This window comes from Myxococcus sp. MH1, assembly GCF_059738865.1.
Genome location: NZ_AP026947.1, coordinates 1,638,731 through 1,655,246, shown reverse-complemented (window position 1 = coordinate 1,655,246; position 16,516 = coordinate 1,638,731). Strand labels below are relative to the sequence as shown.

Genomic DNA, 16,516 nt, shown 5'->3' with positions numbered 1-16,516 from the left:
CAAGCGCCCCGTCAACCACCGATGGCCGCGGCCACGATGATGGACAGGCCGAGGATGAACGAGCCGATGACGATGCCGACCGCCGTGTTCTGGTCGACCTCCAGCTCCTTGTGCACGTCGAACGGCATGATGAGGCGGATGACGTAGAAGCCCGCCACGAACACCGCCAGGCCGATGAGCGAATAGATGACGCTCGCCAGCACACCCTGCCAGCTCACGACGACGCCGAGTAACAGCATCACTTCCCTCCCTGAAAACCACCAGTCCACAGCAGGATGCCGCCCGGGCCGCGCTTCACGGTGCCCGGCACCCGGTCCTTCTCTTCACGCGTGAACGGCGACCACGCGGTCAACATCATGGTCGCGTACGCCGCGAGCACCACGCCTCCGAACCACTTCATGCCCCGCCTCCGTGTCGTGCCATCGCGAGCCTAATGATTGCCCAGGTTGCTGTCCGCCCACCTGCGCGTCTCGAAGTTGTGCGAGCGGAAGAACGCGAACACCGGCCCCAGCAGCAGCAGCACCAGCGCCACGCAGAACCAGCTCCCGTTGGGCACGTCGTGCACCAGCTTCACGTGGTAGCCGCGGTCGACCGGGTGGGGTGACGCATCGAAGGACGCCGTGGTGCGCAGCACGTACTTCCCCGCGGGGAGCGCGGACAGGTACAGGGTCTCGCTCGGGCTGCCCTCGGACCAGGAGCCGTCGCTGTCCTGGCCATAGTAGTAGCTGAGCTCCTGGTAGAAGCTCGTCACGTCCCCGGTGTCCTGGTTCACCAGGTCGCCCTGCACGCCAATCCAGTTGTTGCCCAGCCCCGAGGACAGCTCCACCTTCACGTTGCCGCGCTTGGTCAGCTCGAACGGCGCGCTGAAGCGCGTGGCGGAGGGTGTGTTGGACATCGCCTCCGGGGGCAGCTTGACGCCCTCCTCCAGCACCACCCGGTTCAGCGCGCTGATGGAGAAGAAGCCCGACAGCACCAACAGCCCCAGGAACCAGATGAAGGACCACAGGAAGGTGGACTTCATCCGCTCGGAGAAGGGGTTGGGCTGGCTGGGCTGGATGCCCTCGGCGGGCGGCAGCCGCTCCAGGTTGAAGGCCTTCTGGATGACCTCCGGCGCCAGGTACTCGCCATGCGTGTACGTCACCTCGTCCTCGGTGGCGTCCACGTTGAGGGAGTACGGCGGATTCACGTACTCAGTGGCCTCGGCGGACTCGCCGGCCTGCACCTTCCAGTAGAACTCGCCCTGCACCGTCTCCGTCACCGCGTGCACGTTCTGGAAGGCCTTGTAGCGCCGCTTGTCGAAGAAGGCGGACGTCAGCGGGGCCAGCGACACGTCACCGGCGGCCACCGGCTCCAGGAACACCCAGTGGCCGTTGGAGTTCATCAGCCAGACGAAGCCCTTCGCCCGGTGGTACAGCAGGTACTCCTCCCACGGGTAGCGCACGCCCTCCACCGTGCACGAGCGCACGAGGAAGCCGATGCACATCCACTCCGTGTTCTTCAGCGTCCCCTTCGCGCCCAGCGGGATGAGGGGCGGATGGTCGGGCTTCTCGAGCAGCCGCAGGAAGGACAGCTTGCCCTTCCGCACATCCAGCAGCGCGCCGCAGAACGGGCACGCCACGCGCAGCGACTGGTCCGGCGCGCGCAGCTCCAGCGGGCCGTTGCACTCGGTGCAGCGCGCCTGCTGCAGGTCCACCTTGCGCTTCGCGCGCGGGCGCAGCTGGTCGGCGGGGATGCCCAGCTGCTCCAGCTTGAGCCGCTCCCCGATGAAGACCTCCGGGTCGCGGTGGCGGGTGCCGAAGTCCAGGGTGAGGAAGGCGCCGTTGGAGCCGGTGGCGTCGACGTAATAGGAGTCCTGCGTGGGGTCCACGTCGCTGGGGAGCTGTCCCTCGGCGGCCACCACGGTGCCGTGGCCACGCTCCTCCACCACCCAGACGCGGTTGCGCAGCTTCAGTCGCTGGCCGGGGTGCATGTCCTCCAGCTGGAGGCCCTCCTCCACGCCGCCGTCGAGCAGCAGGTGGAAGGCGCCCTCGGACTCGCTCATCCACGCGGCGCGGCCGTCGTCGAACTCCACGTACCACTCGTCCCACGGGCCCGCGCCATGGTCCTTCTGCAGGTGGCCCACCACCCGGAAGCCCGAGCGCGCGTAGCGCCCCTCCGCACCCAGCTGGAGCGGGGAGTCGGTGGGGACGATGCGGCCAATCTTCCCGTGCGACTCGAAGTCATCGCCCTTGCGGGCCACCACCGTCTGGCAGTGGCCGCACACCACGACCTGCGCCGAGCCGGCGGTGAACTCCACGTCCGCGCCGCACGACGGACACCTCCCCTGACTCACGCCATCACCCCCCGCTTCAGCTCACGCACCTCGCATGAGGCCGCGCCCAGGCGCCTGGCCAGCAGCGACTCGAAGTCGGGCCGGGAGCGCGGGCGGCAGCAGTAGACATTGAGCGCGGCGAAGCCATGCTCGGGGAAGGTGTGGATGGCCAGGTGGCTTTCGGCCAGCAACGTCAGGCCGGTGATGCCCCCGGGCTCCGGGAACACGTGCCACTGCGGCTGACCCACGACCTTCAGGTCCAGCAGGACGATGAGCTCCTCGAAGAGCGCCGCCAACGCGGCCGCGTCCTTGAGCAACCCAGGCGAGCAGCCGCTCGCGTCAACGAGCCATTCCTGTCCGGTCGTCAGCTTCGAAGTCCTCCCGCCTCTGCCCACCTCTTTAGCACGAGCCCCGACGCACGAAAGCCGCTCGTGCCCCCGGGGCGCCCCCTCGTTGGCGTCCGGCCCGCGCTTGCCGCTACGCTCCGCAAGTGAAATGACGCAGCCGTCGCCCCCCGAAGTGCCCGTGTCCCCCATCCCCACGCCCTCTCCGGAGCGGGAGCCCGGGGCCATCGCCCGGCTGACGCGAGGTCTGAGAGGACTTCCCGCCGCGCCGCGCTGGTGGGGACCGGGCTGTGGCGGCATGGCTGGCTGGCTCCTGAACCTGCCGGCGGGCGCGCCTCCGTCGGTGGACCTGACGCCGCGCTTCCACGCGCTGCTCGCGCGGGTGCGGGACGGCGAGCCGGTGTTGCCGGTGGAGGCGTGGCGTCACCAGTACGTGCTGGTGCGGGGGATGCTGGGCGACGAGCTGCCTGGGTACCTGTTGGACAACGTGCAGCGGCTGGAGCGCCGGGGCCTGGACGTGCGCGAGGCGCCGGTGGACACCGAGGGGCTGCTGCTCGACAACGTCGCGGTGCTGCGCGAGGCGCTGCTGGACGCGGCGCACTTCGGGCGCTCGGTGGTGCTGGTGGGCCACAGCAAGGGCGGCGTGGAGTGCACGGCGGTGCTCGCGCTGCACCCGGAGCTGCGCCGCGTGGTGCGCGCGGTGGTGACGCTGCAGGCGCCGTACGGCGGCTCGCCCATCGCGCACGACCTGTCCACCACGCCGGAGATGCGCAGGCTCATCGACTTCGCCTTCCCGCTGCTGTTCCACGGGGTGTCGCGCTCGGTGGAGGAGCTGTCCTACACGAAGCGCATGGAGTTCATCCGCCGGCACCCCTACCCCCTGGACATCCCCACGGTGGCGCTCGCCACCTCGCGCCTGTCGAGGCTGTCGTCGCTCTACGCGCTGCAGCGCTACCTGGACGAGCGCTACCAGTACGCGTCCGACGGCATGGTGACGGCGCTGGACGCGGAGGTGCCGGGGGCGGGCCTGGTGCGGCTGTCGGACATGGACCACGCGGAGGCCGCGCTGCGCGCCTTCCCGGGCTTCAGCCGCTACCACCCGGGGGACCTCACCGAGGTGATGGTGGCGCTGGCGCTCGAGCCCCGCTGAGGGGGATTGTGCCCTGCGGTGGACGTCCGGGGCGGGGGGCGACGAGACGTCCTGGAATCCGGCGCGGGTGGGGGTAATCTGCGCCGCCCATGACCTTCCGAATCCTGACTGCGCTCGTGCTGAGCCTCTCCCTCGCCGCTTGCAAGGACTCCTCCGACAAGAAGGAGCCCACCGCGGCCACGCCCACCCCGCCCGCCGCGACGAAGCCCGCGGACAAGCCCGTCGCGGCCACGCCGCCCCCCGCCGCCCCCGAGGCCACCGGAGAGTGGACCAAGAAGGTCCAGGCCGGTCAGGACCTGCTGGCCACGATGGAGACGAACCAGGGCACCATCGAGCTGCGCCTGTTCTCCAAGGACGCGCCGCTGACGGTGGCCAACTTCGTGGGCCTGGCCACGGGCGAGAAGCCGTGGAAGGACCCGAACACGGGCGAGCAGGTGACGGGCCGGCCGCTGTACAACGGCGTCATCTTCCACCGCGTGATTCCGAACTTCATGATTCAGGGTGGCGACCCCACGGGCACCGGCCGCGGTGACCCGGGCTACCGCTTCGCCGACGAGTTCCAGAGCGGCCGCACGTTCAACAAGACGGGCCTGCTCGCCATGGCCAACGCGGGCCCGGGCACCAACGGCAGCCAGTTCTTCATCACCACGGCGGTGACGGACTTCCTCAACAACCGCCACACCATCTTCGGCGAGGTGACGAAGGGCTACGACGTGGTGGAGAAGATTTCCAAGGTGAAGACGGGCCCCGGTGACCGGCCGGTGGAGCCGGTGGTCATCCAGAAGATCACCCTGGCGGACGCGCCGGCCACGGCCGGGGCGAAGTGATGAGCCCGCCCAAGCTGCGCCGCGTGGCGACACGCCTGGGCGAGCTGGACTGCCAGGTGGTGGACGGGCTGTCCGAGGGCGCCACGCCGGAGCTGGTGGTGGTGCTCTGCCACGGCTTCGGCGCGCCGGCCACGGACCTGGTGATGCTGGCGCCGGAGCTTGTCGGGCTGGAGGCCTCGCTGGCCGGGCGCGTGCGCTTCGTGTTCCCTGGGGCGCCGCTGTCGCTGGCGCAGTGGGGCATGGCGTCCGGACGTGCCTGGTTCCATCTGCCCGAGTCCATCATGCGCGGGCAGCAGCGGGACTGGGACACGTATGGGAAGAGCGTCCCGGAGGGCCTGCCCGCCGCGCGCCGCGCCGTCACGTCCGTGGTGGACGCGGTGTCGACGGCGACGAAGCTGCCCTACAACCGCATCGTCCTGGGCGGCTTCAGCCAGGGCGGCATGGTGACGACGGACGTGGCGCTGCGGCTGGAGGAGTGCCCCGCGGGGTTGTGCATCCTGTCGGGCACGCTGCTGGCGGAGGCGGAGTGGACGCAGAAGGCCAAGGCCCGTCAGGGGCTGCCGGTGTTCCAGGCCCACGGTCGCCATGACGACGTGCTGCCCCTCGCGGCGGCCGAGCGCCTGCGCGACACGTTGGTGAAGGCGGGCCTGTCCGTGGACTTCTTCCCCTTCGACGGGCCGCACACGATTGACGAGGGCGAGCTGACGCGCCTGGCCGCGTTCCTGAAGGCCCGCCTGGGAGGCTGACGAGGGCATGTACCACGCGAAGCAGCTCACGGTGTCCACGCGGGGACGGGGCTTCACGGACATCACCGCGGACGTGCGCACAGTGGTGGAGCACAGCGGCCTGGAGCAGGGGCTGTGCACCGTGTTCCTCCATCACACCAGCGCGTCCCTGGTGTTGAGCGAGAACGCGGACCCGGATGTGCGCCGGGATTTGGAGGCCTTCTTCGCGCGGCTGGTGAAGGACGGGGACCCGCTGTTCGTCCACGACGCGGAGGGGCCCGATGACATGCCGGCGCACGTGCGCACGGTGCTCACGCAGAACTCGCTGAGCATCCCCGTGAAGAACGGCGCGCCGGACCTGGGGACGTGGCAGGGCGTCTACGTCTGGGAGCACCGCACGTCGCCCCACCGCCGACGCGTCACCGTGTCGGTGGTGGGCTGAAGTCAGCGCAGGCCGCGCGTGCTGGCGACGACGCGCGCCCTGCGCTCCTTCTGGGGCTTCGGGGGCAGGCTCGCCTGTCCCCGGATGCGCACCCACGAGCCGGGAGACTCCGGCGTGGCGTGCACCATGGACCAGCCGGTGGGGACCTCGGGCGCGGCCCAGGTGTAGAGGAGCCGGGCGTCGCGCGGCGAGAGGTTGACGCAGCCGTGGCTCGTGGGCTCGCCGAAGCGGTCGTGCCAGTAGGCGGTGTGCAGGGCGTAGTCGCGCTCGAAGAACATGGTCCACGGCACGGTGGCCACGCGGTAGGTGTCATTGCCCGCGGTGCCGGAGCCGGTCATGTCGGCCTCGGCGAACTTTATCCAGACGCGGTAGAGGCCCTCGGGCGTGTCCGTGCCGGGCTTCCCGGAGGAGACGAGCGTGGCGTACACGGGGCGCTCGCCCTCGTAGGCCACGAGCACCTGCGCCTCCAGGTCCACGTCCAGCCAGCGCTCGCCGGGCTCGACGCCGGGGGGCGCGTGGGTGAACCAGGCCACGTGCAAATCGTCCCGTGACACCCAGTGGTCCTCGGAGATGAGCACCCAGCGGCCATCGGGGGACAGCTCGCGCACGGCGACGAGCGTCCTCGGAGGGAGCACCGTCTCGCGCGCGGCCTTCTCGTCGGGGGCGACGCGGACGACGACGGGAGCGGTGGGCTTGAGGCGTGACTGGGCCCAGGCGAAGGGCGAGGAGAGCTCGGACATCTGCTCCGCGTCCACGCCGACGAAGGCCGAGGGCCGGTACTCGCGCAGCACCCGGGCTTCCAGGTACTGGCCATCCGTGGTGCGCCAGAAGGTGCGGCGTCCCACGCGCACCTGTCCGCGCAGCTGCACCGTCACCGAGCCCTTGAGGAGCACGCCCTTCCTGCGCGCGCGGGCCAGGGCGAGGCTGGGGTAGGCGCGCACGCGCTTGCCGACGACGCGTGCGTAGGTGCCGGGGGTGAGCTCGCCCTCGCGGAGGCGGGGGAGGTCGCGCACGCGGGGCTCGCGGAAGTTCTGCTCCAGGTAGCGCTCGCAGACCCAGCCGCGCGGCTGGATTTCGACCCAGGCCTCGCACTCGGAGCTGCGCATGGCCGTCTCGCTCTTCCACAGGACGCGCATGTCCTGGGCCACGGTGCCCAGGGGTGGGGAGCTCTGACGCGGCTCGGAGCGCACGGCGATGGAGCGGAGGACGCGCAGCGAGCCGGCGTCGGGCTGGTAGGGAATTGCGACGGGCTCGGAGCCCGCGTCGGGGCTGGTGGAGGCGGTGGGTTCGGAGTCCTCGCCGTCGAGCCCGAGGGAGGGGTCGTCGAGCACGAGGCTGGTGTCCTCGAGGGGCTCACCGTCGGGACCGAGCACGAGCTCTTCGCTGGGGTTCTTCCGGTCGGGGATGACGACGAGCTGCTCGGCGGGTGGCGGCGCGTCCGTGTCTTCTTCGAGGGGGAGTTCCTGACGCTCGGGCTTCGGGGTAGCGCTGAGCTCGGGGTCGATGGAGAGCGAGGGCTCGTGGCCGGCGGAGGGGGCGCCGGAGTGCGGGGGCTGCGTGGCGACGACGGGACGCGAGGGACCGCCATCCGTGTCGAGCACCGGCGCCGTGCGGTTCCAGGCCGCGAGCAGCTCGCCCGGTGTCGCGGCGGTGACGGGTGTGCCTCCGTCGACCGGGGGAACCACCGAGGAGGGTTGCGCGGAAGGGACTGTCGTATCGGCCCGAGCCGTGTCGCCGAGTGCGGAGGGATTCGCGAGAGGTGCTGCTCCGAGTTCCACCGGTGCACCGCTCACATGACCTGGCGGCGTGGCCGCACTGTTCGCCAGTCCCTGCGCCGAGGGAGGATTCGCGAGCGGTGCCGCTCCAGGCTGCGTCGGTCCGCCGCCTTCGAGTCCGTTCGAGTGTCCCATCTCGGTGGCCGCCGGCCCTGCTCCGCCGCTGTTCGCGCCACCTGGAACAGCTCCGAGCCCGTTCGCGGCGGAAGGCGTCCCCGCTTCATCACGCGCGGCGGTCGCTGCTATCGGGCCAGGAGGTGTGACGGTGCCCGCCGGACCGGGCTCCTCCGTCGTCTTGGACGAAGGCGTGCAGGCGATTCCAGGCAGGAGAAGGGCGAGCTGAAGCCAACGTCGCATGTGGACGACACGGTACGAGGGCTCGCCCGCTTGCTCAACGTCGTCCGAGGTGGGGCCCCCTGCGCACGACTCCGCTCGGGTGCGTAATCCGTGCCGCCACGACGGTGGATGTCACATGTAACGGAATGGAGCCTCCCGCAACCCCACCCGCACGAGTGGAATCCCGTATGCACCAGGAGCCCCGAGACATTGTCTCACGGTGAAACAGCCCACACGCCCCGGTCAGCGCAGCACCCCAATCAGCTCGACAGGAAGCGCGGTGCCCGAGGGCCACAGCACATACGTCGCGCCCCGAGAGTGCTGCCACGCGCGCCACAGCTCCTCGCGCTTGTACGTCACCGACACCGTCTCATCCGTCTTGAAGGCGGGGTCGTTGCACACGACATCCCCCTCGGGGGTGAAGCCCTTGAGCACGATGAGGTGGCCATCGGAGCTGCGCACGGGTGAGCCGGTGAGCTCTCCCTCCTCGTAGGCGATGCTGATGCTGACCGGGATGCCCGCGGCGATGAGCCGCTCCACCTGCGCGAAGCCATCCAGCCGCAGCACCGCGCCATGCAGCGCGCCGTCGCCCATCGCCGAGGCATAGGCCGTGTTGAAGACCCAGTTCCCCGTGCCCTTGTAGACCCAGTCATACGTCCGGTCCGCCGACGAAGGCACCGTGGTCACCAGCTCCGGCCGCCCCAGCCTCCGCCCCCAATACGCGAGCAGCATCGTGGTGGACGTCGGCGAGCACCACACAGGCCCACCGTCCGGGTACAGCATCTGCGAGTGGCCGGGCACCTCCAGCACCGTCCCCCAGACGCTCCGGTCTCCACCGCCATCCCATGCGACACCCTGCTTGTCGCTCACCGCCGCCGACAACGCGCGCACACGCGGCGTGGCCTCCGGGTTGGACGAGAACAGCCACACCGTCATCCGCAGCGCGTCCGCGCGACGCTTGAGGTTGAGCGTGTCCGTGAACACCTGACCGTCCGCGTCGCCCTGTCCCTCCACGCTGTGCCGGGCCACGGGCTCCTTGTCGAAGGCCCACACCCCCAGGTGGTAGTCCTTCGTCCAGACGCCCTCGATGCGCGCGGCCAGCGTCACCTTCACCCACGTGCCCGGCGGCGTCAGCGCATCGAAGGACGGGATGACGCTGTTGAAGCCCCCTGGCACGAGCTGCACCTCGGAGACGGCGCTCCCCAGTCGGTAGGTCGCCTCGTGGTAGCGCGTGCTCCCATCCTCCAACCGGCCCGCGGGCACGGGCACGTTGGCGGTCCGCGCCGAGGCCTCCAGCACGAGCGCACCATCCGCCGTCACCGCCGTGCCCTCGCGGGTGAAGCGCTCGAAGTCGCGCTCGCTCGCGCTGCGCCGCCACAATCGCGCCGGAGCCCCCGGCTCCTCCACGGGCAGTTCCTCGCGCCCCTTCTGCGGCGAGACACAGGCGGTCTGCGTGGAGGTGATGAGAAGGGCCAGCGTCGACAGGGAGCGCGCGTTCACGGCCCGGAGTCTGCGAGGGCTCCGCCATTCCAGACAAGGCGCATCGCAGCGACACGCTCCATCACCGGACAGCTCGCATGCACCCGGAGCGGCCCTTCGCAGGCGCAGCGGAACACCCGATGACGAACGAGCGCTCGGAGCGCCTCACAGCCCGGCACGCGCTCGGGCGCCGCGCCTTCGCGACGGCATGAGAGCGCCCCGCGCCCCCCCACCCCGGCACTACCGCATGACGGCGCCGACCTACGCGCCACCGCATACGGCCCCGCGCACCGCACCTCGACGCTCTCGCGAGCGCCTCGACAGGCGCGATGCACACGGTCCTTCACGCACAACGGTCTCGACGAGAAAGCGGCCGAGCCGCGCCAACCCGAAGCGCCTATGCCTCCGGCGTCTCCGTGCCCGCGCCATCCAGCAGCTTGTAGAGCGTCTTGCGGTCCACATCGAGCAGGCGCGCCGCCTCGCTCTTGTTGCCCCCCACCGACTGGAGCACGTGCGCCGCGTACCGCCGCGACAGCTCCGCGAGGCTCGGCATGTCCCCCGCGAGCCCCGTCAGCCGCTTGGGCGCATCTCCAATCGGCTCCGGGAAGTCCTGTGGACCCAGCACGCCCGTCACGTTGAGCGCCAGCGCCCGCGCCACCACGTTCTCCAGCTGCCGCACGTTGCCCGGCCAGTCGTATGCCGTCAGCCGCCCCATCGCCTCCGACGTCACCACCGGGCTCACCCCACCCCGCGCATGCCGCGACGCGAAGTGCTGCACCAGCGCCGGGATGTCCTCTCGCCGCTCACGCAGGGGCGGCAGGTGCAGGTGCACCACGTCCAGCCGGTACAGCAGGTCCTCGCGGAACACGCCCTCCGCCACCCGCTCCTTCAAGTCCTTGTTCGTCGCCGCCACCACGCGCGCGTCCACCTTCACCGGCACGCTCTCGCCCACCCGGCGGATCTCGCCCTCCTGCAGCACGCGCAGGAGCTGCGACTGCACCTTCATCCCCACGTCGCCAATCTCATCCAGGAAGAGCGTCCCGCCGTTCGCCTCCTCGAAGACACCCCGACGCGCGCCCGAGGCGCCCGTGAAGCTGCCCTTCGCATGGCCGAACAGCTCGCTCTCCATCAGCGACTCGGTGATGGCGCCGCAGTCCACCGGGATGAACGGCCCCGTCGAGCGCGGCGAGCGCTTGTGCAGCGCCCGCGCCACCATCTCCTTGCCCGTCCCCGTCTCGCCCGTAATCAGTACAGGCACGTTGCTCGCGGCCGCGCGGGCCACCTGCTTGTAGACCTCCAGGAGCGCGGGGCTGCGTCCCACCAGCGCCGTGCGGTCCACCTGCTGGCGCAAGGAGCGGTTCTCCTCCACCAAGCGCTTCTGCTCGAGCGCCCGGCGCGCGATGCGCAAAATCGCATCCACGTCGAAGGGCTTGGCCAGGTAGTCGAACGCGCCCAGCTGGATGCTGTCCAGCGCGCCCTCGATGTTGCCGAACGCCGTCACCACGATGACCGGCGTGTCCGGCAGGTGCGCCTTCACCTCCTGCAGCACCTTCAGCCCATCCCCCGGCTCGGGCATGGCCATGTCCGTGAGCACCAGGTCGAACGCGCCCTCCGCCAGCTTCTCCTGCGCGGCCTTGGGGTGCGCCGCCTGCGCCACCGAGCCGAGCGGCCCCAGCAACCGCTGGAGCAAATCCCTCGCCTGAGGGTCATCGTCCACGACGAGGATGCGCGCTGAGCTCACGAAGCCACCTTGCGGATTGCGGAAGCCGTGGACGACTCCGCGGACTGGACGGCGCTTCCCACCGTCTGCCGCGCGACCTTCGGGAAGCGCACCACCACGCGCGTCCCCTTCCCCTCCTCCGAGCGCACCGCCAGCGTCCCCCCGTGCGCCTCCACCACCCGCTTCGTGGTGACCAACCCCAACCCATGCCCCGGCAGCGAGCGCGCCTCTGGCGCGCGGAAGAACGGCTGGAACAACGACGTCAACACCGCGGGCCCCATGCCGATGCCGTTGTCCGACACCTCGAGCACCGCGTCCGCCCCGTCCGTCGCCACGCTCACCGTCACCTTCGCGTCGGGCCGCCCCGCCGAGTACTTCACCGCGTTCGTCAGCAGGTTGCGCGCGGTGACCTGCAACAGCTGCCCCGGGCAGTCCACCGCCACGCCCGCCTCCAGCGCCCGGTCCAACGCCACGTTCTGCAGCGCCGCCACCTGCGACACCTCCAGCAGCACCGTCGTCACCGCCGTGTCCAGCTCGCCCACCGTGCGCTCGCCCCGCGTGCCCGCGCGGCAGAAGCGCAAGAGCGCCTCAATCAGCTCCCCCATGCGCACCGCGCTGGACTCGCACTGCGCCAGCATCTCCAGCGCGCCCGCGTCCTTCACCGCGCCCGTGCGACGGATGAGCGTCAGGTAGCCCTTGAGCGGCGCCAGCGGGCTGATGAGGTCGTGCGCCACGCGGCGCGTGAAGGCATCCAGCTCCTGGTTGTGCCGCCCCAGCTCCTCCAGCTGCCCCTGAATCGTCGCGTCCTGACGCTTGAGCAGCCGCGTGATGTGCCACCCCACCAGCACCGACAGCAGCATGGCCAGGAGCGTGGTGCCCGCGCCCAGCGCCGTGTTGCGCACGCGCAGGTCGGCCAGCCGCCCCACCAGCCGGCGCGCCTCGTTCGCGTTCTCCTCCGACAGCGACTCGCCCAAGGCGTCCAGCTGCGCGGCCACCGGCCGGATGCGCTCGGCCAGGTGCCGACGCGCCCGGTCCGCCTCGCGCCGCTGCGAGAACACCGCCGCCGCGCGCACCTGGTCCGCCAGCCCCTGGCACGCGGCGTTGAAGCGCTCCCACATCGCCTTGTCGCCCGAGGGCAGGTTGCGCGTGTACGCCTCCGAGGCGAAGCGGATGTCGGTGAGAATCTCTTCCATCACCGCGTCGGCCGCGCCGCGCTCCCGGTCGTCCGTGGCGCGGATGTGCGCCTCAATCGCGGACTCCAGCGACAGCGCGTCCACGCGGATGCGCCCGATGAGGCCGGCGCGCTCCAGCGCCTGCTTCACCAGCGCGTCCACCTGCGCGCCCGTACGCACCTCCGTCCACAACATGAAGGCGGTGACGGCCGACAGCAGGGCCACCACGAAGAAGAAGCCGGCGCGATAGCCACGGATGGACTTGCGGGTGCTCACCAGGGTCGTCCTGTACCACGGAGCACGGGCCGAGGACCCGCGTCCTGACCTTCAGGGCGCCGCCGTCCCGTCGCCTGCCGCCGGAGCATCCGGCTGCCGCGCCGACGGCAACCGCCGCCGCGCCCGCTCCAGCGCCGACTCATAGAAGACGTCCGACAGCTGCTCGTGCATCTCCCGCAGCTCGTTGAGCTCCCGCTCCCGCGCGAGCAGCTGCGTGTTGTGCTCCTCCAGCGCGTGCCGGTCCGCCTCCGTGCGCGCCAGCTCCTCCATCAGCGCCGCGCGGCCCTGCTCCGCCTCCGCGCGCTCCTGCTTGAGCCGCTCGATGGCCGACTCCAGCGCCGCCAGCTTCACCGCCACCGACTCCATGCGTTCGCGCTCCGCCTCGTACTGGCGCTGCCAGTGCAGCGTCTCCAGCACCTGCGCCTCCAGGCGCTCAGGCGGGATTCGCGCGCACCCTGTCGCCAGCCATGCCACCGCCGTCGCCATCGCGAACCACAGGGACCGCATACACCGTCTCTCCCGCGCCGCGGTCGCGAGAGATTCGCGACGAGGTGCGACGGGCTCGTGTCCTGTTGCAGCAAAGGACGCGTGCGCAGCTTGCTCAAGTGGCCCGGTGTCGTCAAAGCGACAAGCGCCCGTCTGGGGAGCAAGCCCCCAATGTTGGAGCCTCAACTGAGGATTTCCTCCCCAGCACGCGCACGAAAGCCCACGCGCTTCCCTCGGAAGGCCGCGCTGGCACGCCCGCTGCTCAAGCGCCTGTCCGCTGATACGGCGCAATCCTGCGTCGTCCTGCCTCAACGGAGCATTCCATGAAGACCGTGTTCGCCGCCGCCCTGCTCGCCGCCGCCACCGCGTTTGCCAACACCCCCGCTCCGGCCGCCGCGGAGGCCAAGCCCGCCGCCGCCGAGGCGCAGCCCGCTCCCGCCGCCGAGATGAAGGCCGAGGAGGCCAAGCCCGAGACGGCCGAGGCCAAGCCCGCCGCGGAGGCCAAGCCCGCCAAGGGCAAGAAGGCCAAGAAGGCCGCCCCCAAGGCCGAGACGGCCGCCGAGACCAAGTAGTCTCGATTTCCTCACTTCGAGGAATCCCCGCGAGGGCGCCCTTTCCAAGGGGGGCGCCCTCGCGGCATTTCGGGGTCTGTCATCACCCGGACACTTCACGGCCAGGTCGCCTCCCTCGGAAAGTCACCTGTGTCATCTACACCCCGCCTGGGTCATTGTCTCCGTGGCGAGCTCTTGATTTTCAGCAAAGCTGGGATTTGACAGAAACACAGTAATCGAGCTTAATACGACTTCAGAGGATGACAGTCGGTTCCGGATTCCTGCGGAACCCCATTGCAAATCCGTCTTTTCCTGGAGTCACCCCCATGGTGGAAGCCTTCTCGAAGGTGTCGGAAGCCTCGAAGCTGTTGCTGGAGAAGGGCCTCTGCCCCGCCACCGCGGTGGAGTCGCTGGGGCTGGTGGGGCACGCGATGGGCGTGGACCGGGCCTACATCTTCGAGAACCGGGTGTCGCAGACGTACGGCCGGTTCGTGACGGACCTGCGCTACGCCTGGGCAGAGCCGCCCACCGCGTCGCCCCTGGCCAACCCCGTGCTGCGCGCGTTCTCGTTCCGGGACTTCGCGCCGGGCTGGGTGGACATGCTGGAGGCGGGGATGGTGGTCGCGTGCCCCACCCGTGACGCGCCGCCGATGATGCGCGATCTGCTCGAGCGGCAGGGGACGCACTCCATCCTGCTGTGCCCCATCAACCCCTCGCGTCAGCAGTGGTGGGGCGTGGCGGTGTTCGAGGACTGCCGGCAGCCCCGGGCCTGGAAGCCCGAGGACGTGTCGCTGCTCAAGTCGCTGTCGCGGGCGGTGGCGGCGTCGGTGCGCCACGGGCAGATGCGCTCCTCGCTGGACCAGGTGCGCAACAGCCTGAGGGCGGCGGTGGGCCGCACGCCGGCGTCCGGGCACTAGCCCCTCGCCTCCCCGGTCGCCAGGCGACGGAGGGCGCGGGCGACCCTCCCCCCTTGAGCCCTGGCCCCGTGCGTCGAGGGTTTCTGCTACCCTGGCGGCCCCCTGTCTACCGCCATGTCCTCCATCGACCCGACGGCGATCAGCCGGCCTCGCTCCCCCGACCTCATCAGCGGCTACCGCCTCGAAAAGCTCGTGGGCACCGGAGGCATGGGCGAGGTCCACAAGGCCACCCAGCTGTCGCTCGGGCGCACGGTGGCGGTGAAGCTGCTCAACCAGGAGCTGGCGAAGGACCCGTCCTTCATCGCGCGCTTCCAGAAGGAGGCCGCGGCGCTCGCCGCGCTGAGCCACCCCCACGTCGTCTCCATCGTCGACAAGGGTAAGACGGACGCCACCTACTACCTGGTGATGGAGTTCGTGGACGGCCCGTCGTTGCGCGAGCTGATCCGCCAGTCCCAGTTCGACATGATGGGCGCGCTCAGGCGCATGCTCGAAATCTGCCGGGCCATCGAGTACGCGCACGGCCGCGGCGTCATCCACCGCGACCTGAAGCCGGAGAACATCCTGCTGGACCAGCAGGCCGGCGGCATCGCCAAGGTGTCGGACTTCGGGCTCGCCTCGTTCCTGGATGACGCCAGCCCCTCGTCGCGCTACGCGCTGACGTCCACGCACGTGTCCATGGGCACGCTGTCGTACATGGCGCCCGAGCAGCGCGTGGACGCGAAGAACGCGGACGCGCGCGCGGACATCTTCTCGCTGGGCGTCATCCTCTACGAGTGGCTGACCGGCGAGGTGCCGCTGGGCACGTTCGACCCGCCCTCGCAGCGCAAGCCCGGGCTGGACGCGCGCCTGGACGGCATCGTCACCAAGTGCCTCAAGCCGGACCCGGAGGACCGCTACCCGTCGGTGGCGGCGCTCATCGCGGACCTGGAGCTGCTCGTCCCCGGCAGCCTGCCGTCGATGCTGCCGGTGAAGCAGACGCGGGTGCAGCGCTTCAAGGCGGGCGTGCGCAAGGTGGTGCGCACCACCATGCAGGCCGCCGCGGTGGTGATGGTGCTGGCGGCCAGCCTGGTCCTGGGCACGGCCTTCTATCTGAGCGGCGAGCGCCGCGCGGCGTCCGCGCCGGGCGCCACCCTCATGGCCTACCTGGGCGAGCCGCGCATCCAGCCGGTGCCCGGGCGCGAGGAGTCCAACCCCGAGCGGCGCAGGCTCACCCTGGGCGAGGGCCTGGCGGAGCAGAGCCTGGTGGTGGCCGGACGCCCCGTCACGCTCGAGGACAAGACGCTCGTCTTCCCCTGGCAGGACGACGAGCAGAGCGTGGGCCGGGTGCGCGTGGACGTCACGCGCCGGGACGGCGACAGCCTCAGCCTCACGGCGCAGCTGCTCACGGAGGCGCCGCCGCTCACCTTCGAGCGCCGCCTGCGCGACATGTTCAGCCTCTACCAGCCGTCCCCGCCGCCCACCGCGTCCATGCTGCTGCTGGGCAGCACGGGCCGCTACGTGGCGCTGGTGCACAACGGCGTGGGCGAGCCCTTGCGGCTGGAGTGGGCGCTCGGCGAGCGCCGGGGTGCGATGCTCGGCATCGAGTCCCCCAAGGCGGGCCCGGTGAACGTGGAGCTGGCGGTGGACGCGGAGGGGCGGCTGGAGGCGTTCCTGGGCACGGGCAAGGACCGCCGGGCGCTCTTCGAGCCGCTGGTGCTGGGAGCGGGCTGGGTGGAGCAGTTCGGCGACGCGCCCTTCCCCGGCTTCGGCTGCATCGAGGGCACCTGCCGCGTGTCCGGCATCACCTACGTGCTCAAGCAGTCGCCGCCCGTAGGGACGACGGCGCCGGTGCCGCCGACGCCCACCCCGTCCCCGCCGAAGGTGGCCGCGGCGGTGCCGGCCAAGGCGGTGGTGCCCAAGAAGGCGCCTCCTCCGCCCCCCAAGAAGCAGCCCGTCAAGCCCGCGCCCAAGAACGGCAAGCGCCGCTAGACGGGCACGAAGGCGACAGAGTTCCGCAGGGGAATAT

At 70.8% G+C, this 16,516-nt stretch carries 16 protein-coding genes; 7 read left to right on the top strand and 9 right to left on the bottom strand.

Annotation, left to right across the window (positions count from 1 at the left end; all coding sequences use genetic code 11):
• Positions 1–11 precede the first annotated feature (11 nt).
• From AC6JA9_RS06845 to speD, 4 genes are read right to left on the bottom strand one after another with little or no spacing between them, the layout of a single operon-like run.
• Positions 12–239, bottom strand: a complete 228-nt coding sequence (locus AC6JA9_RS06845; protein WP_046711323.1) for a DUF350 domain-containing protein — start codon at positions 237–239, stop codon at positions 12–14.
• Positions 239–400, bottom strand: coding sequence for a hypothetical protein (locus tag AC6JA9_RS06840; RefSeq protein WP_223746253.1), 162 nt, complete (start codon positions 398–400; stop codon positions 239–241). The genes AC6JA9_RS06845 and AC6JA9_RS06840 overlap by 1 nt, the downstream gene beginning before the upstream one ends.
• A gap of 30 nt (positions 401–430) precedes the next feature.
• Positions 431–2,332 (bottom strand): DUF4178 domain-containing protein, encoded by a 1,902-nt coding sequence (locus tag AC6JA9_RS06835; RefSeq protein ID WP_497959303.1) that lies wholly within the window; start codon positions 2,330–2,332, stop codon positions 431–433.
• Positions 2,329–2,847, bottom strand: coding sequence for an adenosylmethionine decarboxylase (gene speD / locus AC6JA9_RS06830; protein ID WP_223746251.1), 519 nt, complete (start codon positions 2,845–2,847; stop codon positions 2,329–2,331). The genes AC6JA9_RS06835 and speD overlap by 4 nt, the downstream gene beginning before the upstream one ends.
• Here speD and AC6JA9_RS06825 point away from each other — a divergent pair.
• From AC6JA9_RS06825 to AC6JA9_RS06810, 4 genes are all read left to right on the top strand, one after another.
• Positions 2,837–3,805, top strand: a complete 969-nt coding sequence (locus AC6JA9_RS06825; protein ID WP_497959302.1) for a PGAP1-like alpha/beta domain-containing protein — start codon at positions 2,837–2,839, stop codon at positions 3,803–3,805. The two genes, speD and AC6JA9_RS06825, sit on opposite strands and share 11 nt — an antisense overlap.
• Positions 3,806–3,894: 89 nt before the next feature.
• Positions 3,895–4,632, top strand: a complete 738-nt coding sequence (locus AC6JA9_RS06820) for a peptidylprolyl isomerase (protein WP_223746249.1) — start codon at positions 3,895–3,897, stop codon at positions 4,630–4,632.
• Entirely contained in the window at positions 4,632–5,378 is a 747-nt protein-coding gene (locus AC6JA9_RS06815; RefSeq protein ID WP_497959301.1) for an alpha/beta hydrolase, read from the top strand. Before AC6JA9_RS06820 ends, AC6JA9_RS06815 begins: the two co-directional genes overlap by 1 nt.
• A gap of 7 nt (positions 5,379–5,385) precedes the next feature.
• Entirely contained in the window at positions 5,386–5,799 is a 414-nt protein-coding gene (locus tag AC6JA9_RS06810) for a secondary thiamine-phosphate synthase enzyme YjbQ (protein ID WP_223746247.1), read from the top strand.
• A 2-nt stretch (positions 5,800–5,801) separates the two neighbouring features.
• Here AC6JA9_RS06810 and AC6JA9_RS06805 read toward each other — a convergent pair whose 3' ends face one another.
• The 5 genes from AC6JA9_RS06805 to AC6JA9_RS06785 form a co-directional block, all read right to left on the bottom strand.
• The gene (locus AC6JA9_RS06805; RefSeq protein ID WP_497959300.1) at positions 5,802–7,484 is read right to left on the bottom strand and encodes a L,D-transpeptidase family protein; all 1,683 of its coding nucleotides are present in this window, start codon (positions 7,482–7,484) and stop codon (positions 5,802–5,804) included.
• A 669-nt stretch (positions 7,485–8,153) separates the two neighbouring features.
• On the bottom strand, positions 8,154–9,410 hold the full coding sequence (locus AC6JA9_RS06800) for a C39 family peptidase (protein WP_497959299.1): 1,257 nt from the start codon (positions 9,408–9,410) through the stop codon (positions 8,154–8,156).
• A 376-nt stretch (positions 9,411–9,786) separates the two neighbouring features.
• Entirely contained in the window at positions 9,787–11,130 is a 1,344-nt protein-coding gene (locus AC6JA9_RS06795) for a sigma-54-dependent transcriptional regulator (protein ID WP_046711316.1), read from the bottom strand.
• Complete coding sequence (locus tag AC6JA9_RS06790; protein WP_223783611.1) at positions 11,127–12,560, bottom strand: sensor histidine kinase; 1,434 nt, start codon at positions 12,558–12,560, stop codon at positions 11,127–11,129. Before AC6JA9_RS06790 ends, AC6JA9_RS06795 begins: the two co-directional genes overlap by 4 nt.
• Positions 12,561–12,608: 48 nt before the next feature.
• Positions 12,609–13,064 carry a hypothetical protein gene (locus AC6JA9_RS06785; protein ID WP_141331959.1) on the bottom strand — a complete coding sequence of 152 codons (456 nt, stop codon included), beginning with the start codon at positions 13,062–13,064 and terminating at the stop codon, positions 12,609–12,611.
• Positions 13,065–13,366: 302 nt separating this feature from the next.
• On the opposite strand from AC6JA9_RS06785, the gene AC6JA9_RS06780 reads away from it, so the two are divergent.
• The 3 genes from AC6JA9_RS06780 (at position 13,367) to AC6JA9_RS06770 (ending at position 16,479) form a co-directional block, all read left to right on the top strand.
• Entirely contained in the window at positions 13,367–13,615 is a 249-nt protein-coding gene (locus AC6JA9_RS06780) for a hypothetical protein (RefSeq protein WP_255665747.1), read from the top strand.
• Between the two features lie 305 nt (positions 13,616–13,920).
• Positions 13,921–14,511 (top strand): GAF domain-containing protein, encoded by a 591-nt coding sequence (locus AC6JA9_RS06775; protein ID WP_223746244.1) that lies wholly within the window; start codon positions 13,921–13,923, stop codon positions 14,509–14,511.
• A gap of 114 nt (positions 14,512–14,625) precedes the next feature.
• The gene (locus AC6JA9_RS06770) at positions 14,626–16,479 is read left to right on the top strand and encodes a serine/threonine protein kinase (RefSeq protein WP_497959297.1); all 1,854 of its coding nucleotides are present in this window, start codon (positions 14,626–14,628) and stop codon (positions 16,477–16,479) included.
• Positions 16,480–16,516: the final 37 nt, after the last annotated feature.

Coding starts and splice junctions, on each gene's coding strand:
- AC6JA9_RS06845 (WP_046711323.1), bottom strand. CDS start 239: ATGCTGTTACTCGGCGTCGTCGTGAGCTGGCAGGGTGTGCTGGCGAGC.
- AC6JA9_RS06810 (WP_223746247.1), top strand. CDS start 5,386: ATGTACCACGCGAAGCAGCTCACGGTGTCCACGCGGGGACGGGGCTTC.
- AC6JA9_RS06820 (WP_223746249.1), top strand. CDS start 3,895: ATGACCTTCCGAATCCTGACTGCGCTCGTGCTGAGCCTCTCCCTCGCC.
- AC6JA9_RS06815 (WP_497959301.1), top strand. CDS start 4,632: ATGAGCCCGCCCAAGCTGCGCCGCGTGGCGACACGCCTGGGCGAGCTG.
- AC6JA9_RS06770 (WP_497959297.1), top strand. CDS start 14,626: ATGTCCTCCATCGACCCGACGGCGATCAGCCGGCCTCGCTCCCCCGAC.
- AC6JA9_RS06840 (WP_223746253.1), bottom strand. CDS start 400: ATGAAGTGGTTCGGAGGCGTGGTGCTCGCGGCGTACGCGACCATGATG.
- AC6JA9_RS06780 (WP_255665747.1), top strand. CDS start 13,367: ATGAAGACCGTGTTCGCCGCCGCCCTGCTCGCCGCCGCCACCGCGTTT.
- AC6JA9_RS06785 (WP_141331959.1), bottom strand. CDS start 13,064: ATGCGGTCCCTGTGGTTCGCGATGGCGACGGCGGTGGCATGGCTGGCG.
- AC6JA9_RS06775 (WP_223746244.1), top strand. CDS start 13,921: ATGGTGGAAGCCTTCTCGAAGGTGTCGGAAGCCTCGAAGCTGTTGCTG.
- speD (WP_223746251.1), bottom strand. CDS start 2,847: ATGGGGGACACGGGCACTTCGGGGGGCGACGGCTGCGTCATTTCACTT.